This window comes from Enterobacter cloacae complex sp. IR5450 (genome assembly GCF_049238665.1).
Taxonomy (GTDB): Bacteria; Pseudomonadota; Gammaproteobacteria; order Enterobacterales; family Enterobacteriaceae; genus Enterobacter; species Enterobacter hormaechei_C.
The window spans coordinates 1-16599 of sequence record NZ_JBMKIC010000045.1 but is presented as its reverse complement, the minus strand read 5'-3'; the positions used below and the strand labels follow the sequence as shown (position 1 = coordinate 16599).

Genomic DNA, 16599 nt, shown 5'->3' with positions numbered 1-16599 from the left:
TACAAAAAACCGGGCCTCGCGCCCGGTTCTGTTTACACACTAAAAAAGCCTTACGCACTCAATCCGCGATTCTCCAGCATCGGTTCGATCTTCGGATCGTGCCCGCGCCAGTTCCGGTAAAGTTCAGCTAGATCAGTACTATTGCCGCGCGACAAAATCGCCTCGCGGAATTTCTGCCCGTTTTCACGCGTCAGGCCGCCCTGCTCGACAAACCACTGGTAGCCATCGTCCGCCAGCATCTGCGTCCACAGGTAGGCGTAATAGCCCGCCGCATAGCCGCCGCCGAAGATATGGGCGAAATAGCTGCTGCGATAGCGCGGCGGTACGGCTGGAAGATCCAACCCCTCTTTTTTCAACGCGGCGGCTTCAAAGGCTTCCACGTCTGCAACGGGCTCCTGAATGCCGTGCCAGTTCATATCCAGCAGCGCGGCGCTCAATAGCTCCGTCATGTCATAACCCTTGTTAAACTGGGTCGCATTGAGCATTTTTTCTCGCAGCGCATCCGGCATCGGTTCGCCGGTTTGATAATGACGAGCAAAGTGCGCAAACACCTGCGGATGGCTGGCCCAGTGTTCATTGATCTGCGACGGAAATTCAACGAAATCACGCGGCGTGTTGGTGCCTGAAAGCGTGGCATAGCGCTGGCTGGCAAACAGACCATGCAGGGTATGGCCAAACTCGTGGAACAGGGTAATCACATCATCCCAGGAGATCAGCGCGGTTTGCCCGTTCGCCGGTTTTTGATAGTTGCAGACGTTATAAATCACCGGACGCGCAGCAAACTCGTAAGACTGCTCAACAAAATTCCCCATCCACGCACCGCCCGCTTTGGAATCACGCGCGAAAAAGTCGCCATAGAACAGCGCCATGCCTTCACCCGTATGGTCGAAAATCTCCCACACGCGAACATCCGGGTGATAAACCGGAATATCGAAACGCTCGACAAAACGGATACCGAACAGCTGCGTGGCGGTCCAGAATACGCCATCTTCAAGCACGGTATTGAGCGCGAAATAGGGTTTGATCTGCGACTCATCCAGCGCGTATTTCGCTGAGCGCACGCGTTCGGCATAAAACGCCCAGTCCCAGGCCTGCACCGTAAAACCGCCCTGCTCGTCGTCGATGACTTTCTGAATATCCGCCTGCTCCAGCGCAGCCCTGCCGCGCGCCGCAGGCACTATTCCGCGCATGAATTCGAGCGCGGCTTCCGGCGTTTTCGCCATTTGATCGGCAATGCTCCAGCTCGCATAGTTGTCAAAGCCGAGCAGCTGCGCCTGTCTTGCCCGTAACGCGGTAAGCCGACGGATCAGCTCGCGCGTATCGTTTTCGTCGCCTTTCTGAGTGCGTTCCCAGCCCGCGCTGAACAACTTTTTACGGGTCTCGCGCAACGCCAGCGCCGCCAGCGCGGGCTGTTGCGTGGTATTCAAAAGCGGGATCAGCCAGCGCTCCTTCAGCCCTTTTTCTGCGGCAGCGTGAGCCGCGGCAGCCATCTCCTCCGCACTGAGCCCGTCAAGCTGGCGAACATCGTCCACCACCAGCCCTCCCGCCTTATTCGCCGCGAGCAGGCGCTGGTTGAACTGGCTGGTCAGGGTGGCGGCTTCGGTATTCAGAGATTTCAGCTCGGCTTTTTCATCGGCGTTCAGACGCGCGCCCGCAAGAACAAAGTGCTGATACGTCTCCTCCGTCAGTCGGCGGGATTCGGCATCCAGCGCCTCGCGATCCTGCCAGACGGCTTCCACGCGGGCGAAAAGCGTATCGTTTAGCCAGATATCGTTCGCCAGCCCGGCCAGTTCGGTGGAGAACTGCTCGTCGAGCGCCTGAAGATCATCGTTAGTGTGTGCGGACGTCATGGCGAAGAATGCGCTGCTCACGCGCGACAGCATGGCCCCGCTTTTTTCAAGCGCCAGCACGGTGTTATCGAAGTCCGGCGCGGCGCGATGCGCGATAATCGCGTCAATGTCTGCACGCTTCAGGCGCATTGCTTCATCAAACGCCGGGCGATAATGGCTGTCGTTGATCGCATCAAAACGTGGCGCCTGATAAGGCAACAGGCTAATTTCAAAAAAAGGATTGTTGACCGACATCGTTTACTCCTGAGCACGGTATTTCTCCCCAGAGTAGGCCAGCCTGCGCCGGCCTGCAATGGCGTCATACAAATGTTGCCTTAACGACGTGCCGGAGAGCGTGCTATGTTAGTACAACACAAAAAGCGTTGAGGAACAGTGAGATGATTATTTTAGTTACCGGGGCGACAGCGGGTTTTGGTGAAAGCATCACGCGTCGCTTCGTCGCCAACGGACACAAAGTGATTGCAACGGGGCGTCGTCAGGAGCGTTTGCAGGAGCTAAAAGACGAGCTGGGTGACAGCATTCTGACCGCACAGCTGGACGTCCGCAACCGCGCCGCCATTGAAGAGATGATTGCCAACCTGCCTGCCGAATGGCGTGAAATTGACGTGCTGGTCAATAACGCTGGCCTGGCGCTGGGTATGGAGCCTGCCCACAAAGCCAGCGTGGAAGACTGGGAGAACATGATCGACACCAACAACAAAGGCCTGGTGTACATGACCCGCGCCGTGCTGCCGGGCATGGTTGAACGTAACCGTGGTCATATCATTAACATCGGTTCCACCGCCGGAAGCTGGCCTTACGCGGGCGGCAACGTCTATGGCGCGACCAAAGCCTTTGTCCGCCAGTTCAGTCTGAACCTGCGCACCGACCTGCACGGAACTGCGATCCGCGTGACCGATGTTGAGCCGGGTCTGGTAGGCGGAACCGAATTCTCCAACGTGCGTTTCAAAGGCGATGACGCGAAAGCGGATAAAACCTATGAAAACGCGAATGCGCTGACGCCGGAAGATATCACCGAAACCGTCTGGTGGGTCGCGAATTTGCCGAAGCATGTCAACATCAACACGGTTGAGATGATGCCCGTCAGCCAGACCTATGCCGGACTCAGCGTGCATCGCGGGTAATTCACCCTTCCCGGCCTGCGGGCCGGGTATGTGATGGCAGAGAAAAGAATGGTAGTATGTTCAGGTTAACTCTCTGAGAAATCACAACCCATGGCCGCTGAATCGCAACTTAATCCTACCCAGCCCGTTAATCAGCAAATATATCGCATCTTACGCCGTGATATTGTTCGCTGCCTGATCCCACCAGGAACGCCACTCTCAGAAAAAGAGGTTTCGGTACGTTTTGACGTTTCCCGTCAGCCCGTGCGCGAGGCGTTTATTAAACTCGCAGAAAACGGACTTATTCAGATCCGCCCACAGCGCGGCAGCTATGTAAATAAAATTTCGCTTTCGCAGGTACGGAATGGCTGTTTTGTTCGCCAGGCCATCGAGTGCGCCGTGGTGCGTCGCGCCGCGTCGCTCATCAACGATAACCAGTGCTACCTGCTGGAGCAAAACCTGCATCAGCAACAAATCGCCATCGACCGCAAACAGTTAAACGACTTTTTCCAGCTGGACGACGAGTTTCACCAGAAACTGGCGCAGATCGCCGAGTGCCAGCTCGCGTGGGATACCGTTGAAAACATCAAAGCGACCATCGACCGCGTGCGCTACATGAGCCTCGACCATGTTTCTCCGCCAGAGATGTTGCTGCGCCAGCATCATGATATTTTCAGCGCGCTGGAAAAACGCGACGTGGAAGCCGTAGATAAAGCGATGACGCTTCACCTTCAGGAAATTAGTGAGTCAGTTCAGTTAATTCGTCAGGAAAACCGCGAGTGGTTCAGCGAAGAATAAAACCTCGCCGCCCCCTTTCGGTTGCGGCGAAGTAATTAGCGGACCACTAATACTGGAATAGTGGCGTAGCGCAGGATAGTTTCAGCATTTGAACCCAGCAGATGGGTTGTCATGCTCGGGTTTCTTGATCCAATAACAATAACGTCATATTTCCCCTCTTTGCTGAGCTTGATGATTTCATCGCGTACGTTGCCGAAGCGAACTTCACAATCAATATTTTCCGGGGACATATCAAAGAGCCGTTTCAGCGCCTTCATCTTCTTATCAGACTCGGCGGTCATATACTCTTCGAACTTCTTAATATCGGCATTGAACCCCCGCAGTAATGAACGGCTGCTGTTAGGGAGAATGTTGACCATGGTGATCGTCGCGCCTTCCGCCTTCGCGAGGTTGACCGCATGGCGTACCGCTTTATCGCTCAAATCCATTTCAAACACGTCAACAGGCATCAAAATTTTCTTATACATAAGCCTGACTCCTTTTCCGATGAAGGGTTATTTTCTGTCTCCAGAATGACATTGTGGATATAAACAAAGCCTAAACACTTGCATCCGGAAACTATCAATTAAGGAAAATAACTGTCCGCTTTGTAAAGTGGTGTCCTGAACCGTCAACGCCTGCATGAAATAAGAAAAAAGTGTGAGCTTGATCAAAAGCAAATAATTTCGTTAAAGAGAGGCGTATTAATAGTGCCCCGTGAACGGCAGCCGTCGAATTAGCGCCGTAGCGGATAAGTACGAGAGGAGAAAATACCATGATGACATACGACCGTAACCGAAATGCAATCACCACTGGCAGCCGCGTCATGATTAGCGGCACAGGTCAGTTCGGCGTGATTAAAGCGATCCACAGCGACGGCCTTAATGCCGAGCAGGTGCGTCGTGGTAAAACGGTTGAAGTGGAAGGATGCGAAGGTAAGTTCGAACCGATTGAGCTGATTCGCCTGGGGATGCACTAAGCTGCGCCCCGACATGCCGCCGCGGACGGCGGCATGTCATAGCGTTAAAGCCGGGTGGCGTACTCAGCAACCGTGGCCTTCGCGCCTTTTTGCAGCAACGTCTGATAAGCCTGCATGACCGACGCCACAAACACCGCGTCCTTCGGCAGCTCGTTACCGAAAATAGCCTCAATGCCCAACAGCGCATTAACGCGGCTTTCGCCTTCAGCGCTACCGTTTACCGCCGCCTGAATCACCGCCAGCTGCGGGTCACTCACCTCAATCGGGTTACCCTGCTCATCCACACCGCCGACATAACGCATCCAGCCCGCCACACCGAGGGCCAGCAGCGGGAAGGGTTTCTGGTGGACCAGGTGCCAGCGCACGGAATCGAGCATCCGCTGCGGCAATTTCTGGCTACCGTCCATGGCGATTTGCCAGGTGCGGTGACGCAGGGCCGGATTGCTGTAGCGCGCGATCAACAGGTCAGCATAGTGAGCTAAATCCACCCCCTTTACTTTCAGAGTCGGCGCCTGCTCTTTCAGCATCAGCGCATGCGCGGCTGCGCGATAATGTTCATCTTCCATGCAGTCGTTAATGTGCTGATAACCGGCAAGGTAGCCGAGATAGGCCAGGAACGAGTGGCTGCCGTTAAGCATTCGCAGCTTCATCTCTTCAAACGGAATGACATCAGAAACCAGTTCCGCACCGGCCTTTTCCCACTTTGGACGTCCGGCGACGAAATTATCTTCCACCACCCACTGGCGGAACGGCTCGCAGGCGACACCTGCCGGATCGCGTACGCCGGTCAGCTGTTCGATTTTATCCAGCGTGTCAGCCGTGACGGCGGGCACAATACGGTCCACCATGGTTGACGGGAAGGTGACGTTCGCTTCAATCCAGTCGGCCAGTTCGCCGTCAACAGCGCGCGCGTAGGCGCAGGTGACATTGCGCATCACGTGGCCGTTCTCCGGCATGTTATCGCATGACATCACGCTGAATGCTGGCAGCCCCGCCGCCTTACGCCGCGCCAGCGCTTCAACCACAACGCCCGGCGCAGATTTCGGCTGATGGGGGTTTTGCAGGTCGGCAACGATTAACGGATGATCGAACATCAGTTGTCCTGTTGCCGGGGAATGGCAATACCCTTTCTCGGTGATGGTCAGGGAAACAATGGCGACCTGTGGCTCGCACAGCGCCGCCAACACGGTTTCCAGCCCGTCGACCTGCGCATGCAGCGCGTTTTTGACGACGCCGACCACGCGCGCTGTCCACGCATCGGCAGACATCTCTGCCACGGTATAAAGGTTATCCTGTGCCTTCAGATCGGCGATCTGCTGTTCGCCGCCAATCAGGTTAACTTCGCAGTAACCCCAGTCGCTGCCCTGTTCTGCGGCGAGTATATCGGTGTACACCGCCTGGTGTGCGCGGTGAAACGCGCCAAACCCTAAATGAACAATGCGTGCCTTGAGGCTGTCGCGATCGTACTGAGGACGCGTTGCCTTCGCCTGTAATAACTGGTTTTCCATGATTGAGACTCGTTAATTAATGAACGCTGTGATCCGCTGCCGCTTCCTTTTCAGAGCGGCAGCGCCTGCTGACTACACCAACTAGAATGGCAGTCGGAGTCAAAAAACGCTGCCATTAACCATACTGATACGTCGTTTTCAGATCTTGATTTACATTAACTTTTCGCCATGTGGTGTGACATCAGTAAAAAGTTGTGTGACAGGTAACACAAGATGTAAACCACTAGCGGCGTGAAGAGAGCGCGCCGTAGGCTACCGCTTCTTTATGCGGCGCTTCGGCTGCATCTTCGGCTTCACTCAGATCGCGGTCGCGCACTTCCGGCATCAGCAAAGCGGAGACCAGCCCAATCAGCGAGTACGCCACCAGCATCGCCACAATTGGCCACCAGGACCCGGTCATATTGCAGAAGATCCCCGCCAGCACCGGACCAAAGCCTACGGCCACCAGCCCTCCCGCCTCTTTCGAGATTGCCATGCGGGTAAAGCGGTTCCGCGAACCAAACATCTCTGCCATGGTGATGTTTTCCAGCGCAAACAGCCCGAGGACCGCAAAGTTATGAATAACGATGATAGAGAGCATAATCACGCCCGGCGCGTAACTCTTATCGACGATAATCGACAGCATCGGGTAAGCCAGAATAATGGCTGAAATGTTAAGGAGGATATACGGCAGACGGCGCCCCACTTTATCGGACAGCCAGCCCAGCAGCGGAATGGTGAGGAAGCCGAGAATCGAACTGATCATCAGCGCATCGGTTGGGATCGCCTTATCAAATAACAGCGTCTGCACCAGATACCCGGCAAGGAAGGTCTGGATAAGCCCAGAGTTACCGGCCTGGCCAAAGCGCAGCCCCGTCGCCAGCCAGAACGATTTGCTCTTAAACATCGCGCCTAATGAGGTATCCTGCGCCGCCGCTGGCGCAACGGTTTCGGCGTCGTTAACCTTCTCAAACACCGGGCTCTCTTTAAGGTTCATACGCAGCCAGATGGCGAAGATCATCACCACCACGCTGGCGAGGAATGGCACGCGCCAGCCCCAGGCAATAAGTTCTTCACGATCGAGGGCAAAGAACATCACGGCCCAGATCGCCGTGGCGCTCAGCGTTCCGCAGTTGGTGCCCATGGCCACCAGCGAGGAGATGATGCCGCGTTTACCCTTCGGCGCGTACTCCGCCAGCATGGTGCCCGCACCGGAGATTTCTGCCCCCGCGCCAAGCCCCTGAATAATACGCAGCGTCACCAGCAGCACCGGTGCGAAAATCCCGATCTGCGCGTAGGTCGGCAGCACGCCGATTAAGGTGGTACAGATCCCCATCATGGTGATGGTGATAAACAGCACTTTTTTACGGCCAATTCTGTCGCCCATTCTGCCGAAGATAAATGCCCCGACGATACGCGCGATGTAGCCTGCGCCGTAGGTGCCCATCGCCAGGATCAGCGCCATGGCCGCCGATTGCTCAGGGAAGAAAATTTCATGAAACACCAGCGCGGCGCCAAGGGAGTAGAGCTGGAAATCCATAAATTCCAGGGCGGTGCCCAGCCAGCCAGATACGGCGGCTTTCACCAAATCTGACGTACTTCTTTGAGGTTGTGCTTGAGTCATAATGGCTATCTCTGAAAGGTAAGATGCGTACCACTTAGAGCCTGTCTTCGCAGGCTCTTTACCGCGTGAATTATTATTGGTCGAACGTGAGCAAGACTTTGCAGCACTGCCGCTGGTCTTTTTCAAACAGTTCGATGGCGTCTGTAACGTGGTGATAGTCAAATGTATGGGTGACCAGTTTTTCAGGGTCGATCAGCCCTTTTTCCAGCCAGTCAATGACCACCGGGAATTTGTTGGCATTCAGGCGCGAAGAGAAGATCGACAGCTCTTTGCCGGTGATCCCCTGCTGCACGATCTGGCTCGGGTCGCTGGAAAATCCCATCAGCACGATGCGCGCCGCCGGAGACGCCAGCGTAATCGCTTCCTGCAAAATGGACGGATGACAGGCAGCATCGATGATTAATGTCGGCTTGATGCCTTTTTCATCCAGCGCAGTCTGTAACGACTGCTCGCCGTTGTTGAAGACCCAGTCTGCGCCGCTGCGTTGCGCCATCTCCAGCCGCTCATCAATGCGGTCTACCACGATGACCTGCTTCACCTTGTAAACGCCCTTCAGCGCCTGCACGGTGACCAGCCCCATCGGGCCTGCGCCGTAGATCAGCGCCACGTCCTGTTCGGTGGGTTTCGCCTGCCCCGTCACGTTGGCGGCAATGGTGAATGGCTCAACCATCACCGCGTGTTTGTCAGGGATCGCATCCGGAATGTGCCAGGCATTTTTCGCCGGCACGACGGCGTATTCGCTGAAACCACCGTCGCGATGGACGCCCAGCACCACCAGCGAGGTGCAAACGTTCGGTTTACCAACGGAACAGGGGTAGCAGTGCCCGCAGCTGATCACCGGATCCACCGAAACGCGCTGACCCAGTCGGGTGCCCTCCACGCCTTCGCCAACCGCGTCTATTTCGCCAAAGAATTCGTGACCGATTACCCGCGGATATTTTGCAAACGGGTTATGCCCGCGATAGATATGGCTGTCTGAACCGCAGATACCGGCGAGTTTAATTTTGACGCGGACGTCGCCTGCCCCCGGCAACGGGAGAGGACGCTCCTCAATCACTAGCGCATTCGGCTGTTGGATCACTACGCTTTTCATCATTCGCTCCTCGTTTACCAGTTCCAGAGAGTGCCGTCTTCCAGACGGGCCACCGGCAGATAAGCCGGATCGTACGGGTATTTCGCTGCCAGCTTCTCATCAAACTCAATGCCCAGCCCTGGCTTGTCGCCCGGGTGCATATAGCCGTTATCGAAGCGCCAGCTGTGCGTGAACACTTCCAGCATCTGCTCTGAATAACCCATATACTCCTGCACACCAAAGTTCGGTACCCACAGGTCAAAATGCAGCGCCGCGGCGTGGCAAATCGGCGACAGATCCGACGGGCCGTGTGAGCCGGTACGCACCTGGTAGAGTGAGGCAAAGTCCGCAATGCGACGCATCCCGGTGATGCCGCCCGCATGGGTTATGGTGGCGCGGATATAGTCAATGAGCTGCTCTTCAATCAGCTGCTTGCAGTCCCAGATGCTGTTGAACACTTCCCCCACCGCAATTGGCGTGACGGTGTGCTGGCGGATCAGGCGGAAACACTCCTGGTTTTCAGCGGGAGTCGGATCTTCCATCCAGAACAGGCGGTACTCTTCAATACTTTTGCCGAACCGCGCCGCTTCGATGGGCGTCAGACGGTGGTGCATGTCGTGAAGGAGATGTTCACTGAAACCGAACTGGCTGCGCACTGCGTCGAACAGTTTGGGCGTGAAGTCGAGGTATTTCTCGGTGGACCACAGCTGCTCTTCCGGCCAGGCGCCCTTTGTCGCAGGCTCATACGCCAGCCCTTTGCCTTTAGCCATGCCGTAGGTGGTTTTCATTCCCGGCACGCCGCACTGCACGCGAATTGCCTTGAAGCCCATCTCTTTATGACGGGCATAATCTTCCAGCACGTCGTCAATGGTGTGCCCGGTGGTGTGACAATAAACCATCACCCCTTCCCGGGAAGCCCCGCCCAGAAGCTGATAGAGCGGCATGTTCGCGGCTTTCGCCTTAATGTCCCATAGCGCCATATCCACGGCAGAAATCGCTGACATGGTGACCGGACCACGACGCCAGTAAGCGCCTTTATAGAAGAACTGCCAGATATCTTCGATGCGGTGCGCATCGCGGCCAATCAGCTGAGGGCACAGGTGCTCTTTCAGGTAAGAGGCAACGGAAAGTTCGCGTCCGTTCAGCGTGGCATCACCCAGGCCGACAATGCCCTCATCGGTCGTAATTTTAAGGGTGACAAAGTTACGCCCCGGGCAGGTGACAAATACTTCAGCCCCGACAATCTTCATAATCCATTTCCTTACATCGCTCGTTGTGATGCAGGAAATTTACGCAACTACACTACTACCATACAAGTATAATGATCGTAAAATCAGCGGACGATCACACTATAAGGACGCTTATGCGCGTCCCCAACCGGCCACGATGATCAACATGCCGCACAGGGCAATCAGCGCGCCTGCCCAGTCATACAGGCTTAGCCGGACGCCATCGACAACGCGCAGCCACAGCAGCGCGGTACAGACGTACACTCCGCCGTAGGCCGCATATACCCTCCCGCTGGCGGCCGGATGCAGGGTGAGCAGCCAGACAAAAAGGGCCAGGGACACACCCGCCGGGATCAGCAGCAGCGCGGAAGCGCCCCGCTTTAGCCAGAGCCACGGCAAAAAGCATCCGATGATTTCGCACAGCGCGGTCGCGAAAAAAAGCAGCGTCGTTTTGAACATTTTTCTCGTTTCGTGAGGATTGATTTAGACATCATACGCGATAATGTTCACATCGTTCCCATACCTGCCGCGCGGGTATGACACCCTTTCGGATTGGTGTAGAATCCAACGGGGTAATCCGATTGTCTGCACCCGTTTAAAGGAAACGCTATGACTACATTAAGCAAACGCCTTTGTCTGACAGCCGCACTGGCACTGTCCTCGTTCGCCTTCGCCGCAACGGCATCAGCCGAAACCAGCAAACTCATCATTGAGTCTGGTGACAGCGCGCAAAGCCGCCAGAATGCTGCCATGGACAAAGAACAATGGAATGACACCCGCAGCCTGCGTCAGAAAGTGAATAAGCGCGTGGAGAAAGAGTGGGATAAAGAAGACGTCGCGTTTGATGCCCGCGACAAATGCCAGCAAAGTGCCAACGTCAACGCTTACTGGGAGCCTAACACCCTGCGCTGTCTCGATCGTCGCACTGGCCGCACGGTAGCACCGTAATGTCGACGCCGTGTGACGTTAAGCTCCGTCCGCTGGAGCGCGAAGATTTACGCTTTGTTCACCAGCTCGACAACAATGCCAGCGTGATGCGCTACTGGTTTGAAGAGCCTTATGAGGCGTTTGTCGAGCTGTCCGATCTCTACGATAAGCATATCCACGATCAGAGTGAACGCCGGTTTGTGGTGGAGTGCGAAGGTGAAAAAGCCGGGCTGGTTGAACTGGTTGAGATCAACCACGTTCACCGTCGGGCGGAATTTCAGATCATTATTTCACCGGAGCACCAGGGGAAAGGTCTTGCGTCGCGAGCGGCAAAGCTGGCGATGGATTACGGGTTTAACGTCCTGAATCTCTACAAGCTTTACCTTATCGTCGACAAAGAGAACGAAAAAGCGATTCATATCTACCGTAAGCTGGGCTTTATGGTGGAAGGTGAACTGATCCATGAGTTCTTTATTAACGGCGAATACCGTAACACCATACGCATGTGCATTTTCCAGCATCAGCATCTGGCCGGGCATAAGTCCTCCTCCGCCAGCCTGCTTAAACCCACCGCGCAGTAACCTGCGCGGTTTTATTCTCAATAATATTCAATGCTGTTTTTGATGGTGTACTTGCGCTCAACGGCAGGTTTGACGCTGTCATCTGTTATCACCAGCTCACAGTTCACCGGGTTGTTGTGGCGATCGTAATCACAGCTCTGCTTTACATTGCCCATCGGTTTATCGTTTAACAGGCTTACCGCCGTATAATCCATGCGCTTGCGCAGATCTTTCGAAGGCACCGACTTGACCGATAAACGCTGGTCGCCGGAAACCGTAGTTTTACCCAGCGGGTAGCCGTCGGCGTCATACTGGTACTTCACTTCCAACTCTTTACTGTGCGCTGCAACCACAAACCCGTTATCGTCGGTGTCCCACGTCAGGCCGGCAGACGGCAGTTCCGCCAGCTGGCATTTCCCCTGCAACTTTACCTTCTGCTGCTGGGTTTCCGCATCGACGTAGTAGTTAGCATCCAGCACCAGCGCAACGCCCGTATTCGCTTCGAGATCGTGCAGTTCAAGCGTATCGAAACACCCTTCCGTTGACATCGTGCCGGTCACACGTTTAGAGACTTCACCCTTATCGTTAAACAGCGTCTGGGTAAAATCCTTCACCGGCCCGCGCAGAGGATCAAAGTCAAACTCGTTCGAAAAGCTCGCCATCTCTGGCGTAAATGACAGCGGCGCGGTGTTGTTGTCGCATCCCACCAGTACCGTTGCCAGTAGCGTTATCGCTGCGTATTTGTTCACATCATTTACCGTTCAGAGAGAGATACAATCATATTAGCAAATACAGCAACTTACATAACAGCACTTCATTTGACTCTTCGCGCTTTATAAATCCGTCGTTTGCATTGACGAGACCTGCCAAAGTGGCTACTTTGGGCGCGGAAGATTCCACACTATTATAAAATTAGATTCTTAAATTTTCGGGTTAACATCATGATTTACGACTGTTTTTTATACTATGACGAAGATATATTGCTCGACATCAGATTACATACTCTCGCTGATGTCGTTGACCGTTTTGTCATTGTAGAAGCAACACACTCTTTTACGGGCATACCGCGAGAATTGCATTTCGATATTACGAAGTTTGCCAAATTCAAAGACAAAATCATTTACGTGCCTTTTGACGCGCAGCCTATTTTAAACCGGGCGGATAATAACCAGGTTGATGCATGGGCAAATGAAGCAGCGCTTCGCAACTCCATTATGAACGGGTTAAAAGACGCGGCAGACGACGATCTGATTCTGGTGTCAGACGTTGACGAAATCTTCTCTCCCGACACGGTCAGGGCCATTAATCCGCGCGCGCTCTGCACGACTATTCATCAAAACGTATTCAACTATCAGTTTAATCTCCAGGTTCACAACACGGATGGTACGCCTAGAAAATGTACTTTGCCGCGCGCGACGTCCTATTACAACCTTAAGCATTTCTTCCACGGTGAGCCTGAATCTTTCCGAAACTGGAAGCGTGCGCGCAAAGATAAAAACTGGTCATGGTTTAAATGGAACTGGCTAAAAATCAATAATAAGATTGTGAAAGATGGCGGCTGGCATTTCTCCTGGGTAATGACCCCAGAAAGAATTTCTGAAAAAATGTCTACCATTTCTCATACCGAATACGATCTGCCGGAATTCAATAACCCGGAACATATTATGAAGGTTATCACCAACGCCGAAGATATCTGGGGACGAGACCGAAAACTGGTCAGGCAAGAGGTATCAAAACGCACCCTGCCTTCTTATCTGGTAGACAATCAGCACCATTATTCGCAATTTATTTTATGACGCAGGCAGGGCTCCAGGACAATTCAGAAAGACAGACCCAAAAACAAAAGCTTACCCTAGCCTGCTATGCTTACAGTCTACACAGTGAAAAGGAGCTACAGATGAAACGGTTACCCTGGATTACCGCCCTGCTGTTAATGAGTGCTTCACCCGCTCTTCTTGCGGCCCCGGATTCCTGCGAGCGCGTGAAAAGCGACATTCAGCAGAAGATTATCAACAACGGCGTACCGGAGTCTGGCTTTACCCTGAACATCGTCCCGAACGATCAGGCCGATCAGCCGGATGCGCAGGTCGTTGGGCATTGTGCCAACGATACTTTCAAAATTTTGTACACCCGCACCAGTAGCGGCAACTACCCGGTGAGCGGCGCAGGTACGCAGGAGAATGCGCCCGCTGAGCCGCAATGATTTTCCCACTCAATTCCCCTGATTTGACGAGGATTAATATTTAATACCTCTAAATAAGTAACACTCCCCCCATCATTAGCCCGGTTGTAGTCACGGGTGAAAATAATTATTAACAATGATGGGGTGAGTCATGTCCGAAGTTGAACATCACGGCGGGATAAGCCGTCGAACTCTGGTTAAATCTACTGCCATAGGATCTCTGGCGCTTGCCGCCGGTGGGATCGCATTACCTTTTGGTCTGAAAAGCGCCGCCGCCGCTGTGCAGTCCGCTATTCAGCCCGCAGAAGACAAAGTCGTCTGGGGCGCCTGCTCGGTAAACTGCGGTAGCCGTTGCGCGCTGCGTCTGCACGTTCGCGATGACGAAGTCTATTGGGTTGAAACGGATAATACCGGCGAGGATGTTTACGGCAACCATCAGGTTCGCGCCTGCCTGCGAGGCCGTTCAATTCGCCGTCGCATCAATCACCCAGACCGTCTGAACTATCCGATGAAACGCGTGGGCAAACGCGGAGAAGGCAAGTTTGAGCGTATCACCTGGGAAGAAGCGCTGGACACCATCGCCGCGAGTCTGAAAAGCGTGGTCGAAAAATACGGCAACGAAGCGGTCTACATTAACTACTCCTCCGGAATTGTAGGCGGCAACATCACCCGTTCCTCCCCTTACGCCTCGCTGGTCGCGCGCCTGATGAACTGCTACGGCGGCTTCCTCAGCCACTACGGCACCTACAGCACCGCGCAGATCGCCTGCGCAATGCCCTACACCTACGGCAGCAACGACGGCAACAGCACATCGGATATCGAAAACACCAAACTGGTGGTGATGTTCGGCAATAATCCGGCGGAAACGCGCATGAGCGGCGGCGGGATCACATACTACCTTGAGCAGGCGCGCGAACGGTCAAACGCGCGGATGATCGTTATCGATCCGCGTTATACCGACACTGCCGCAGGGCGTGAAGACGAGTGGATCCCGATTCGTCCGGGCACCGATGCCGCGCTGGTGGCAGGTATTGCGTGGGTGCTGATTAATGAAAATCTGGTCGATCAACCTTTCCTCGATAAATACTGCGTGGGTTATGACGTAAAAACCCTGCCGGAAGGCGCACCGGCTAATGGTCATTACAAAGCCTATATTCTCGGCCAGGGTGATGACAAAACCGCGAAAACTCCGGAGTGGGCGTCTCGCATAACGGGCATCCCTGCCGATCGCATCATTAAGCTGGCCCGTGAAATCGGTTCGGCGAAACCGGCCTACATTTGCCAGGGCTGGGGCCCGCAGCGTCAGGCAAACGGGGAGCAAACGTCCCGCGCCATCGCCATGCTGCCGATCCTGACCGGCAACGTCGGCATTAACGGCGGTAACAGCGGCGCACGCGAATCGACCTACACCATCACCATCGAACGCATGCCGCTGCCGGAAAATCCGGTGAAAACGCAAATCTCCTGCTTCAGCTGGACGGATGCCATCGTGCGTGGACCGGAGATGACCGCCCTGCGCGACGGCGTACGCGGCAAAGATAAGCTCGATGCGCCGATCAAGTTCATCTGGAACTACGCGGGTAATACCATCATCAACCAGCACTCCGATATCAACAAAACTCACGACATTTTGCAGGATGAGAGCAAATGCGAAACGATCGTCGTCATTGATAACTTCATGACCTCGTCTGCGAAGTATGCCGATATTGTTCTGCCGGATCTGATGACCGTCGAGCAGGAAGATATCATCCCCAACGATTACGCCGGCAACATGGGATACCTGATTTTCCTCCAGCCGGTTACCGCCCCGAAGTTCGAGCGCAAGCCCATTTACTGGATCATGAGCGAAGTGGCGAAACGCCTCGGACCGGATATCCATCAGAAATTCACCGAAGGCCGTACGCAGGAGCAGTGGCTGCGCTACCTGTACGCCAAAATGGTCGCCAAAGATCCGCTGCTGCCGTCCTACGACGCGCTGAAAAAAATGGGTATTTATAAGCGCAAAGATCCAAATGGACATTTTGTGGCCTATAAAAAATTCCGTGACGATCCGGATGCCAATCCGCTGAAAACCCCGTCGGGCAAAATCGAGATCTACTCCAGCAAGCTGGCGGATATTGCGGCAACCTGGGAACTGCAAAAAGACGAAACCATCACCCCGCTGCCGGTCTATACCTCAACCTTTGAAGGCTGGGACGCGCCCGAGCGCAGCAAATTCCCGCTGCAACTGTTCGGTTTCCACTTTAAAGCCCGTACCCACTCCAGTTACGGCAACGTAGATGTGCTCCAGACCGCCTGTCGCCAGGAGGTGTGGCTTAACCCTGTGGATGCAGAGCAACGAGGTATCAAAAATGGGGATATGGTGCGCGTCTTCAACGACCGCGGCGAAGTGCCCATTGCTGCGAAAGTCACCCCGCGCATCATGCCCGGCGTAAGCGCGATGGGCCAGGGCGCCTGGCATGACGCCAACATGAACGGCGATCGTGTCGATCACGGCTCCTGCATCAATACCCTGACCACGCACCGCCCGTCACCGCTGGCGAAAGGCAACCCGCAGCACACGAACCTGGTGCAGATCGAGAAGGCATAAGGATTAACCGATGACAATCCAGTATGGATTTTTTATTGATTCCAGCCGCTGCACCGGGTGCAAAACCTGCGAGCTGGCCTGCAAGGATTACAAAGACCTGACCCCGGACGTTAGCTTCCGTCGTATTTATGAATATGCGGGCGGCGACTGGCAGGAGGATAACGGCGTCTGGCATCAGAATGTCTTCGCCTATTACCTGTCGATTGCCTGCAACCACTG

At 54.6% G+C, this 16599-nt stretch carries 17 protein-coding genes; 9 read left to right on the top strand and 8 right to left on the bottom strand.

Features of this window, described 5'->3' with window-relative positions:
• Window positions 1-50: 50 nt before the first annotated feature.
• Window positions 51-2084 carry a peptidyl-dipeptidase Dcp gene (dcp, locus tag ACOTYB_RS22415; RefSeq protein WP_220153796.1) on the bottom strand — a complete coding sequence of 678 codons (2034 nt, stop codon included), beginning with the start codon at window positions 2082-2084 and terminating at the stop codon, window positions 51-53.
• A 143-nt stretch (window positions 2085-2227) separates the two neighbouring features.
• On the opposite strand from dcp, the gene ydfG reads away from it, so the two are divergent.
• Complete coding sequence (ydfG, locus tag ACOTYB_RS22410) at window positions 2228-2974, top strand: bifunctional NADP-dependent 3-hydroxy acid dehydrogenase/3-hydroxypropionate dehydrogenase YdfG (RefSeq protein WP_015570609.1); 747 nt, start codon at window positions 2228-2230, stop codon at window positions 2972-2974.
• 90 nt (window positions 2975-3064) lie between these two features.
• On the top strand, window positions 3065-3751 hold the full coding sequence (locus ACOTYB_RS22405) for a GntR family transcriptional regulator (protein ID WP_409249072.1): 687 nt from the start codon (window positions 3065-3067) through the stop codon (window positions 3749-3751).
• 35 nt (window positions 3752-3786) lie between these two features.
• Here the strand turns inward: ACOTYB_RS22405 and ACOTYB_RS22400 are convergent, their stop codons facing one another.
• The gene (locus tag ACOTYB_RS22400; RefSeq protein WP_100397348.1) at window positions 3787-4218 is read right to left on the bottom strand and encodes a universal stress protein; all 432 of its coding nucleotides are present in this window, start codon (window positions 4216-4218) and stop codon (window positions 3787-3789) included.
• A 287-nt stretch (window positions 4219-4505) separates the two neighbouring features.
• Here ACOTYB_RS22400 and ydfZ point away from each other — a divergent pair, with 287 nt between their 5' ends.
• The gene (ydfZ, locus tag ACOTYB_RS22395) at window positions 4506-4709 is read left to right on the top strand and encodes a putative selenium delivery protein YdfZ (protein ID WP_003857405.1); all 204 of its coding nucleotides are present in this window, start codon (window positions 4506-4508) and stop codon (window positions 4707-4709) included.
• Window positions 4710-4753: 44 nt separating this feature from the next.
• Here ydfZ and ACOTYB_RS22390 read toward each other — a convergent pair whose 3' ends face one another.
• From ACOTYB_RS22390 to ACOTYB_RS22370, 5 genes are all read right to left on the bottom strand, one after another.
• Window positions 4754-6217: a mannitol dehydrogenase family protein gene (locus tag ACOTYB_RS22390; RefSeq protein WP_003857406.1), complete on the bottom strand. Its 1464-nt coding sequence runs from the start codon at window positions 6215-6217 to the stop codon at window positions 4754-4756.
• 223 nt (window positions 6218-6440) lie between these two features.
• Complete coding sequence (locus tag ACOTYB_RS22385) at window positions 6441-7820, bottom strand: MFS transporter (protein ID WP_058659950.1); 1380 nt, start codon at window positions 7818-7820, stop codon at window positions 6441-6443.
• 73 nt (window positions 7821-7893) lie between these two features.
• A complete protein-coding gene (locus ACOTYB_RS22380) occupies window positions 7894-8913 on the bottom strand; it encodes a Zn-dependent oxidoreductase (RefSeq protein ID WP_032658316.1) in 1020 nt (339 codons plus the stop codon).
• 14 nt (window positions 8914-8927) lie between these two features.
• Window positions 8928-10142 (bottom strand): D-mannonate dehydratase ManD, encoded by a 1215-nt coding sequence (gene manD, locus ACOTYB_RS22375; protein ID WP_126525021.1) that lies wholly within the window; start codon window positions 10140-10142, stop codon window positions 8928-8930.
• A 111-nt stretch (window positions 10143-10253) separates the two neighbouring features.
• Window positions 10254-10580 (bottom strand): YnfA family protein, encoded by a 327-nt coding sequence (locus ACOTYB_RS22370; RefSeq protein ID WP_003857412.1) that lies wholly within the window; start codon window positions 10578-10580, stop codon window positions 10254-10256.
• 150 nt (window positions 10581-10730) lie between these two features.
• On the opposite strand from ACOTYB_RS22370, the gene ACOTYB_RS22365 reads away from it, so the two are divergent.
• Both ACOTYB_RS22365 and speG read left to right on the top strand, forming a co-directional pair.
• Window positions 10731-11069 (top strand): DUF1283 family protein, encoded by a 339-nt coding sequence (locus ACOTYB_RS22365; protein WP_023300007.1) that lies wholly within the window; start codon window positions 10731-10733, stop codon window positions 11067-11069.
• Window positions 11069-11629, top strand: a complete 561-nt coding sequence (gene speG, locus ACOTYB_RS22360; RefSeq protein ID WP_003857416.1) for a spermidine N1-acetyltransferase — start codon at window positions 11069-11071, stop codon at window positions 11627-11629. Before ACOTYB_RS22365 ends, speG begins: the two co-directional genes overlap by 1 nt.
• Window positions 11630-11646: 17 nt before the next feature.
• Here the strand turns inward: speG and ACOTYB_RS22355 are convergent, their stop codons facing one another.
• Entirely contained in the window at window positions 11647-12357 is a 711-nt protein-coding gene (locus ACOTYB_RS22355) for a YnfC family lipoprotein (protein WP_023324578.1), read from the bottom strand.
• Window positions 12358-12549: 192 nt separating this feature from the next.
• On the opposite strand from ACOTYB_RS22355, the gene ACOTYB_RS22350 reads away from it, so the two are divergent.
• From ACOTYB_RS22350 to ACOTYB_RS22335, 4 genes are all read left to right on the top strand, one after another.
• Entirely contained in the window at window positions 12550-13404 is an 855-nt protein-coding gene (locus tag ACOTYB_RS22350; protein ID WP_045342824.1) for a benzoate transporter, read from the top strand.
• Window positions 13405-13505: 101 nt separating this feature from the next.
• The gene (locus ACOTYB_RS22345; RefSeq protein WP_003857424.1) at window positions 13506-13811 is read left to right on the top strand and encodes a DUF1161 domain-containing protein; all 306 of its coding nucleotides are present in this window, start codon (window positions 13506-13508) and stop codon (window positions 13809-13811) included.
• A gap of 130 nt (window positions 13812-13941) precedes the next feature.
• Window positions 13942-16380, top strand: a complete 2439-nt coding sequence (gene ynfE / locus ACOTYB_RS22340) for a selenate/tellurate reductase subunit YnfE (RefSeq protein ID WP_421765886.1) — start codon at window positions 13942-13944, stop codon at window positions 16378-16380.
• A 10-nt stretch (window positions 16381-16390) separates the two neighbouring features.
• Window positions 16391-16599, top strand: a 209-nt coding sequence (locus ACOTYB_RS22335) for a 4Fe-4S binding protein (RefSeq protein ID WP_421765885.1), incomplete at its 3' end; no start/stop codon positions are given.

What these genes read in the sequence shown, in the direction of transcription:
- ynfE (WP_421765886.1), top strand. Translation starts at nt 13,942, where the DNA reads ATGTCCGAAGTTGAACATCACGGCGGGATAAGCCGTCGAACTCTGGTT.
- ACOTYB_RS22350 (WP_045342824.1), top strand. Translation starts at nt 12,550, where the DNA reads ATGATTTACGACTGTTTTTTATACTATGACGAAGATATATTGCTCGAC.
- manD (WP_126525021.1), bottom strand. Translation starts at nt 10,142, where the DNA reads ATGAAGATTGTCGGGGCTGAAGTATTTGTCACCTGCCCGGGGCGTAAC.
- ACOTYB_RS22405 (WP_409249072.1), top strand. Translation starts at nt 3,065, where the DNA reads ATGGCCGCTGAATCGCAACTTAATCCTACCCAGCCCGTTAATCAGCAA.
- ACOTYB_RS22380 (WP_032658316.1), bottom strand. Translation starts at nt 8,913, where the DNA reads ATGAAAAGCGTAGTGATCCAACAGCCGAATGCGCTAGTGATTGAGGAG.
- ACOTYB_RS22345 (WP_003857424.1), top strand. Translation starts at nt 13,506, where the DNA reads ATGAAACGGTTACCCTGGATTACCGCCCTGCTGTTAATGAGTGCTTCA.
- ydfG (WP_015570609.1), top strand. Translation starts at nt 2,228, where the DNA reads ATGATTATTTTAGTTACCGGGGCGACAGCGGGTTTTGGTGAAAGCATC.
- ydfZ (WP_003857405.1), top strand. Translation starts at nt 4,506, where the DNA reads ATGATGACATACGACCGTAACCGAAATGCAATCACCACTGGCAGCCGC.
- ACOTYB_RS22390 (WP_003857406.1), bottom strand. Translation starts at nt 6,217, where the DNA reads ATGGAAAACCAGTTATTACAGGCGAAGGCAACGCGTCCTCAGTACGAT.
- ACOTYB_RS22400 (WP_100397348.1), bottom strand. Translation starts at nt 4,218, where the DNA reads ATGTATAAGAAAATTTTGATGCCTGTTGACGTGTTTGAAATGGATTTG.
- ACOTYB_RS22385 (WP_058659950.1), bottom strand. Translation starts at nt 7,820, where the DNA reads ATGACTCAAGCACAACCTCAAAGAAGTACGTCAGATTTGGTGAAAGCC.
- ACOTYB_RS22370 (WP_003857412.1), bottom strand. Translation starts at nt 10,580, where the DNA reads ATGTTCAAAACGACGCTGCTTTTTTTCGCGACCGCGCTGTGCGAAATC.
- speG (WP_003857416.1), top strand. Translation starts at nt 11,069, where the DNA reads ATGTCGACGCCGTGTGACGTTAAGCTCCGTCCGCTGGAGCGCGAAGAT.
- ACOTYB_RS22365 (WP_023300007.1), top strand. Translation starts at nt 10,731, where the DNA reads ATGACTACATTAAGCAAACGCCTTTGTCTGACAGCCGCACTGGCACTG.
- dcp (WP_220153796.1), bottom strand. Translation starts at nt 2,084, where the DNA reads ATGTCGGTCAACAATCCTTTTTTTGAAATTAGCCTGTTGCCTTATCAG.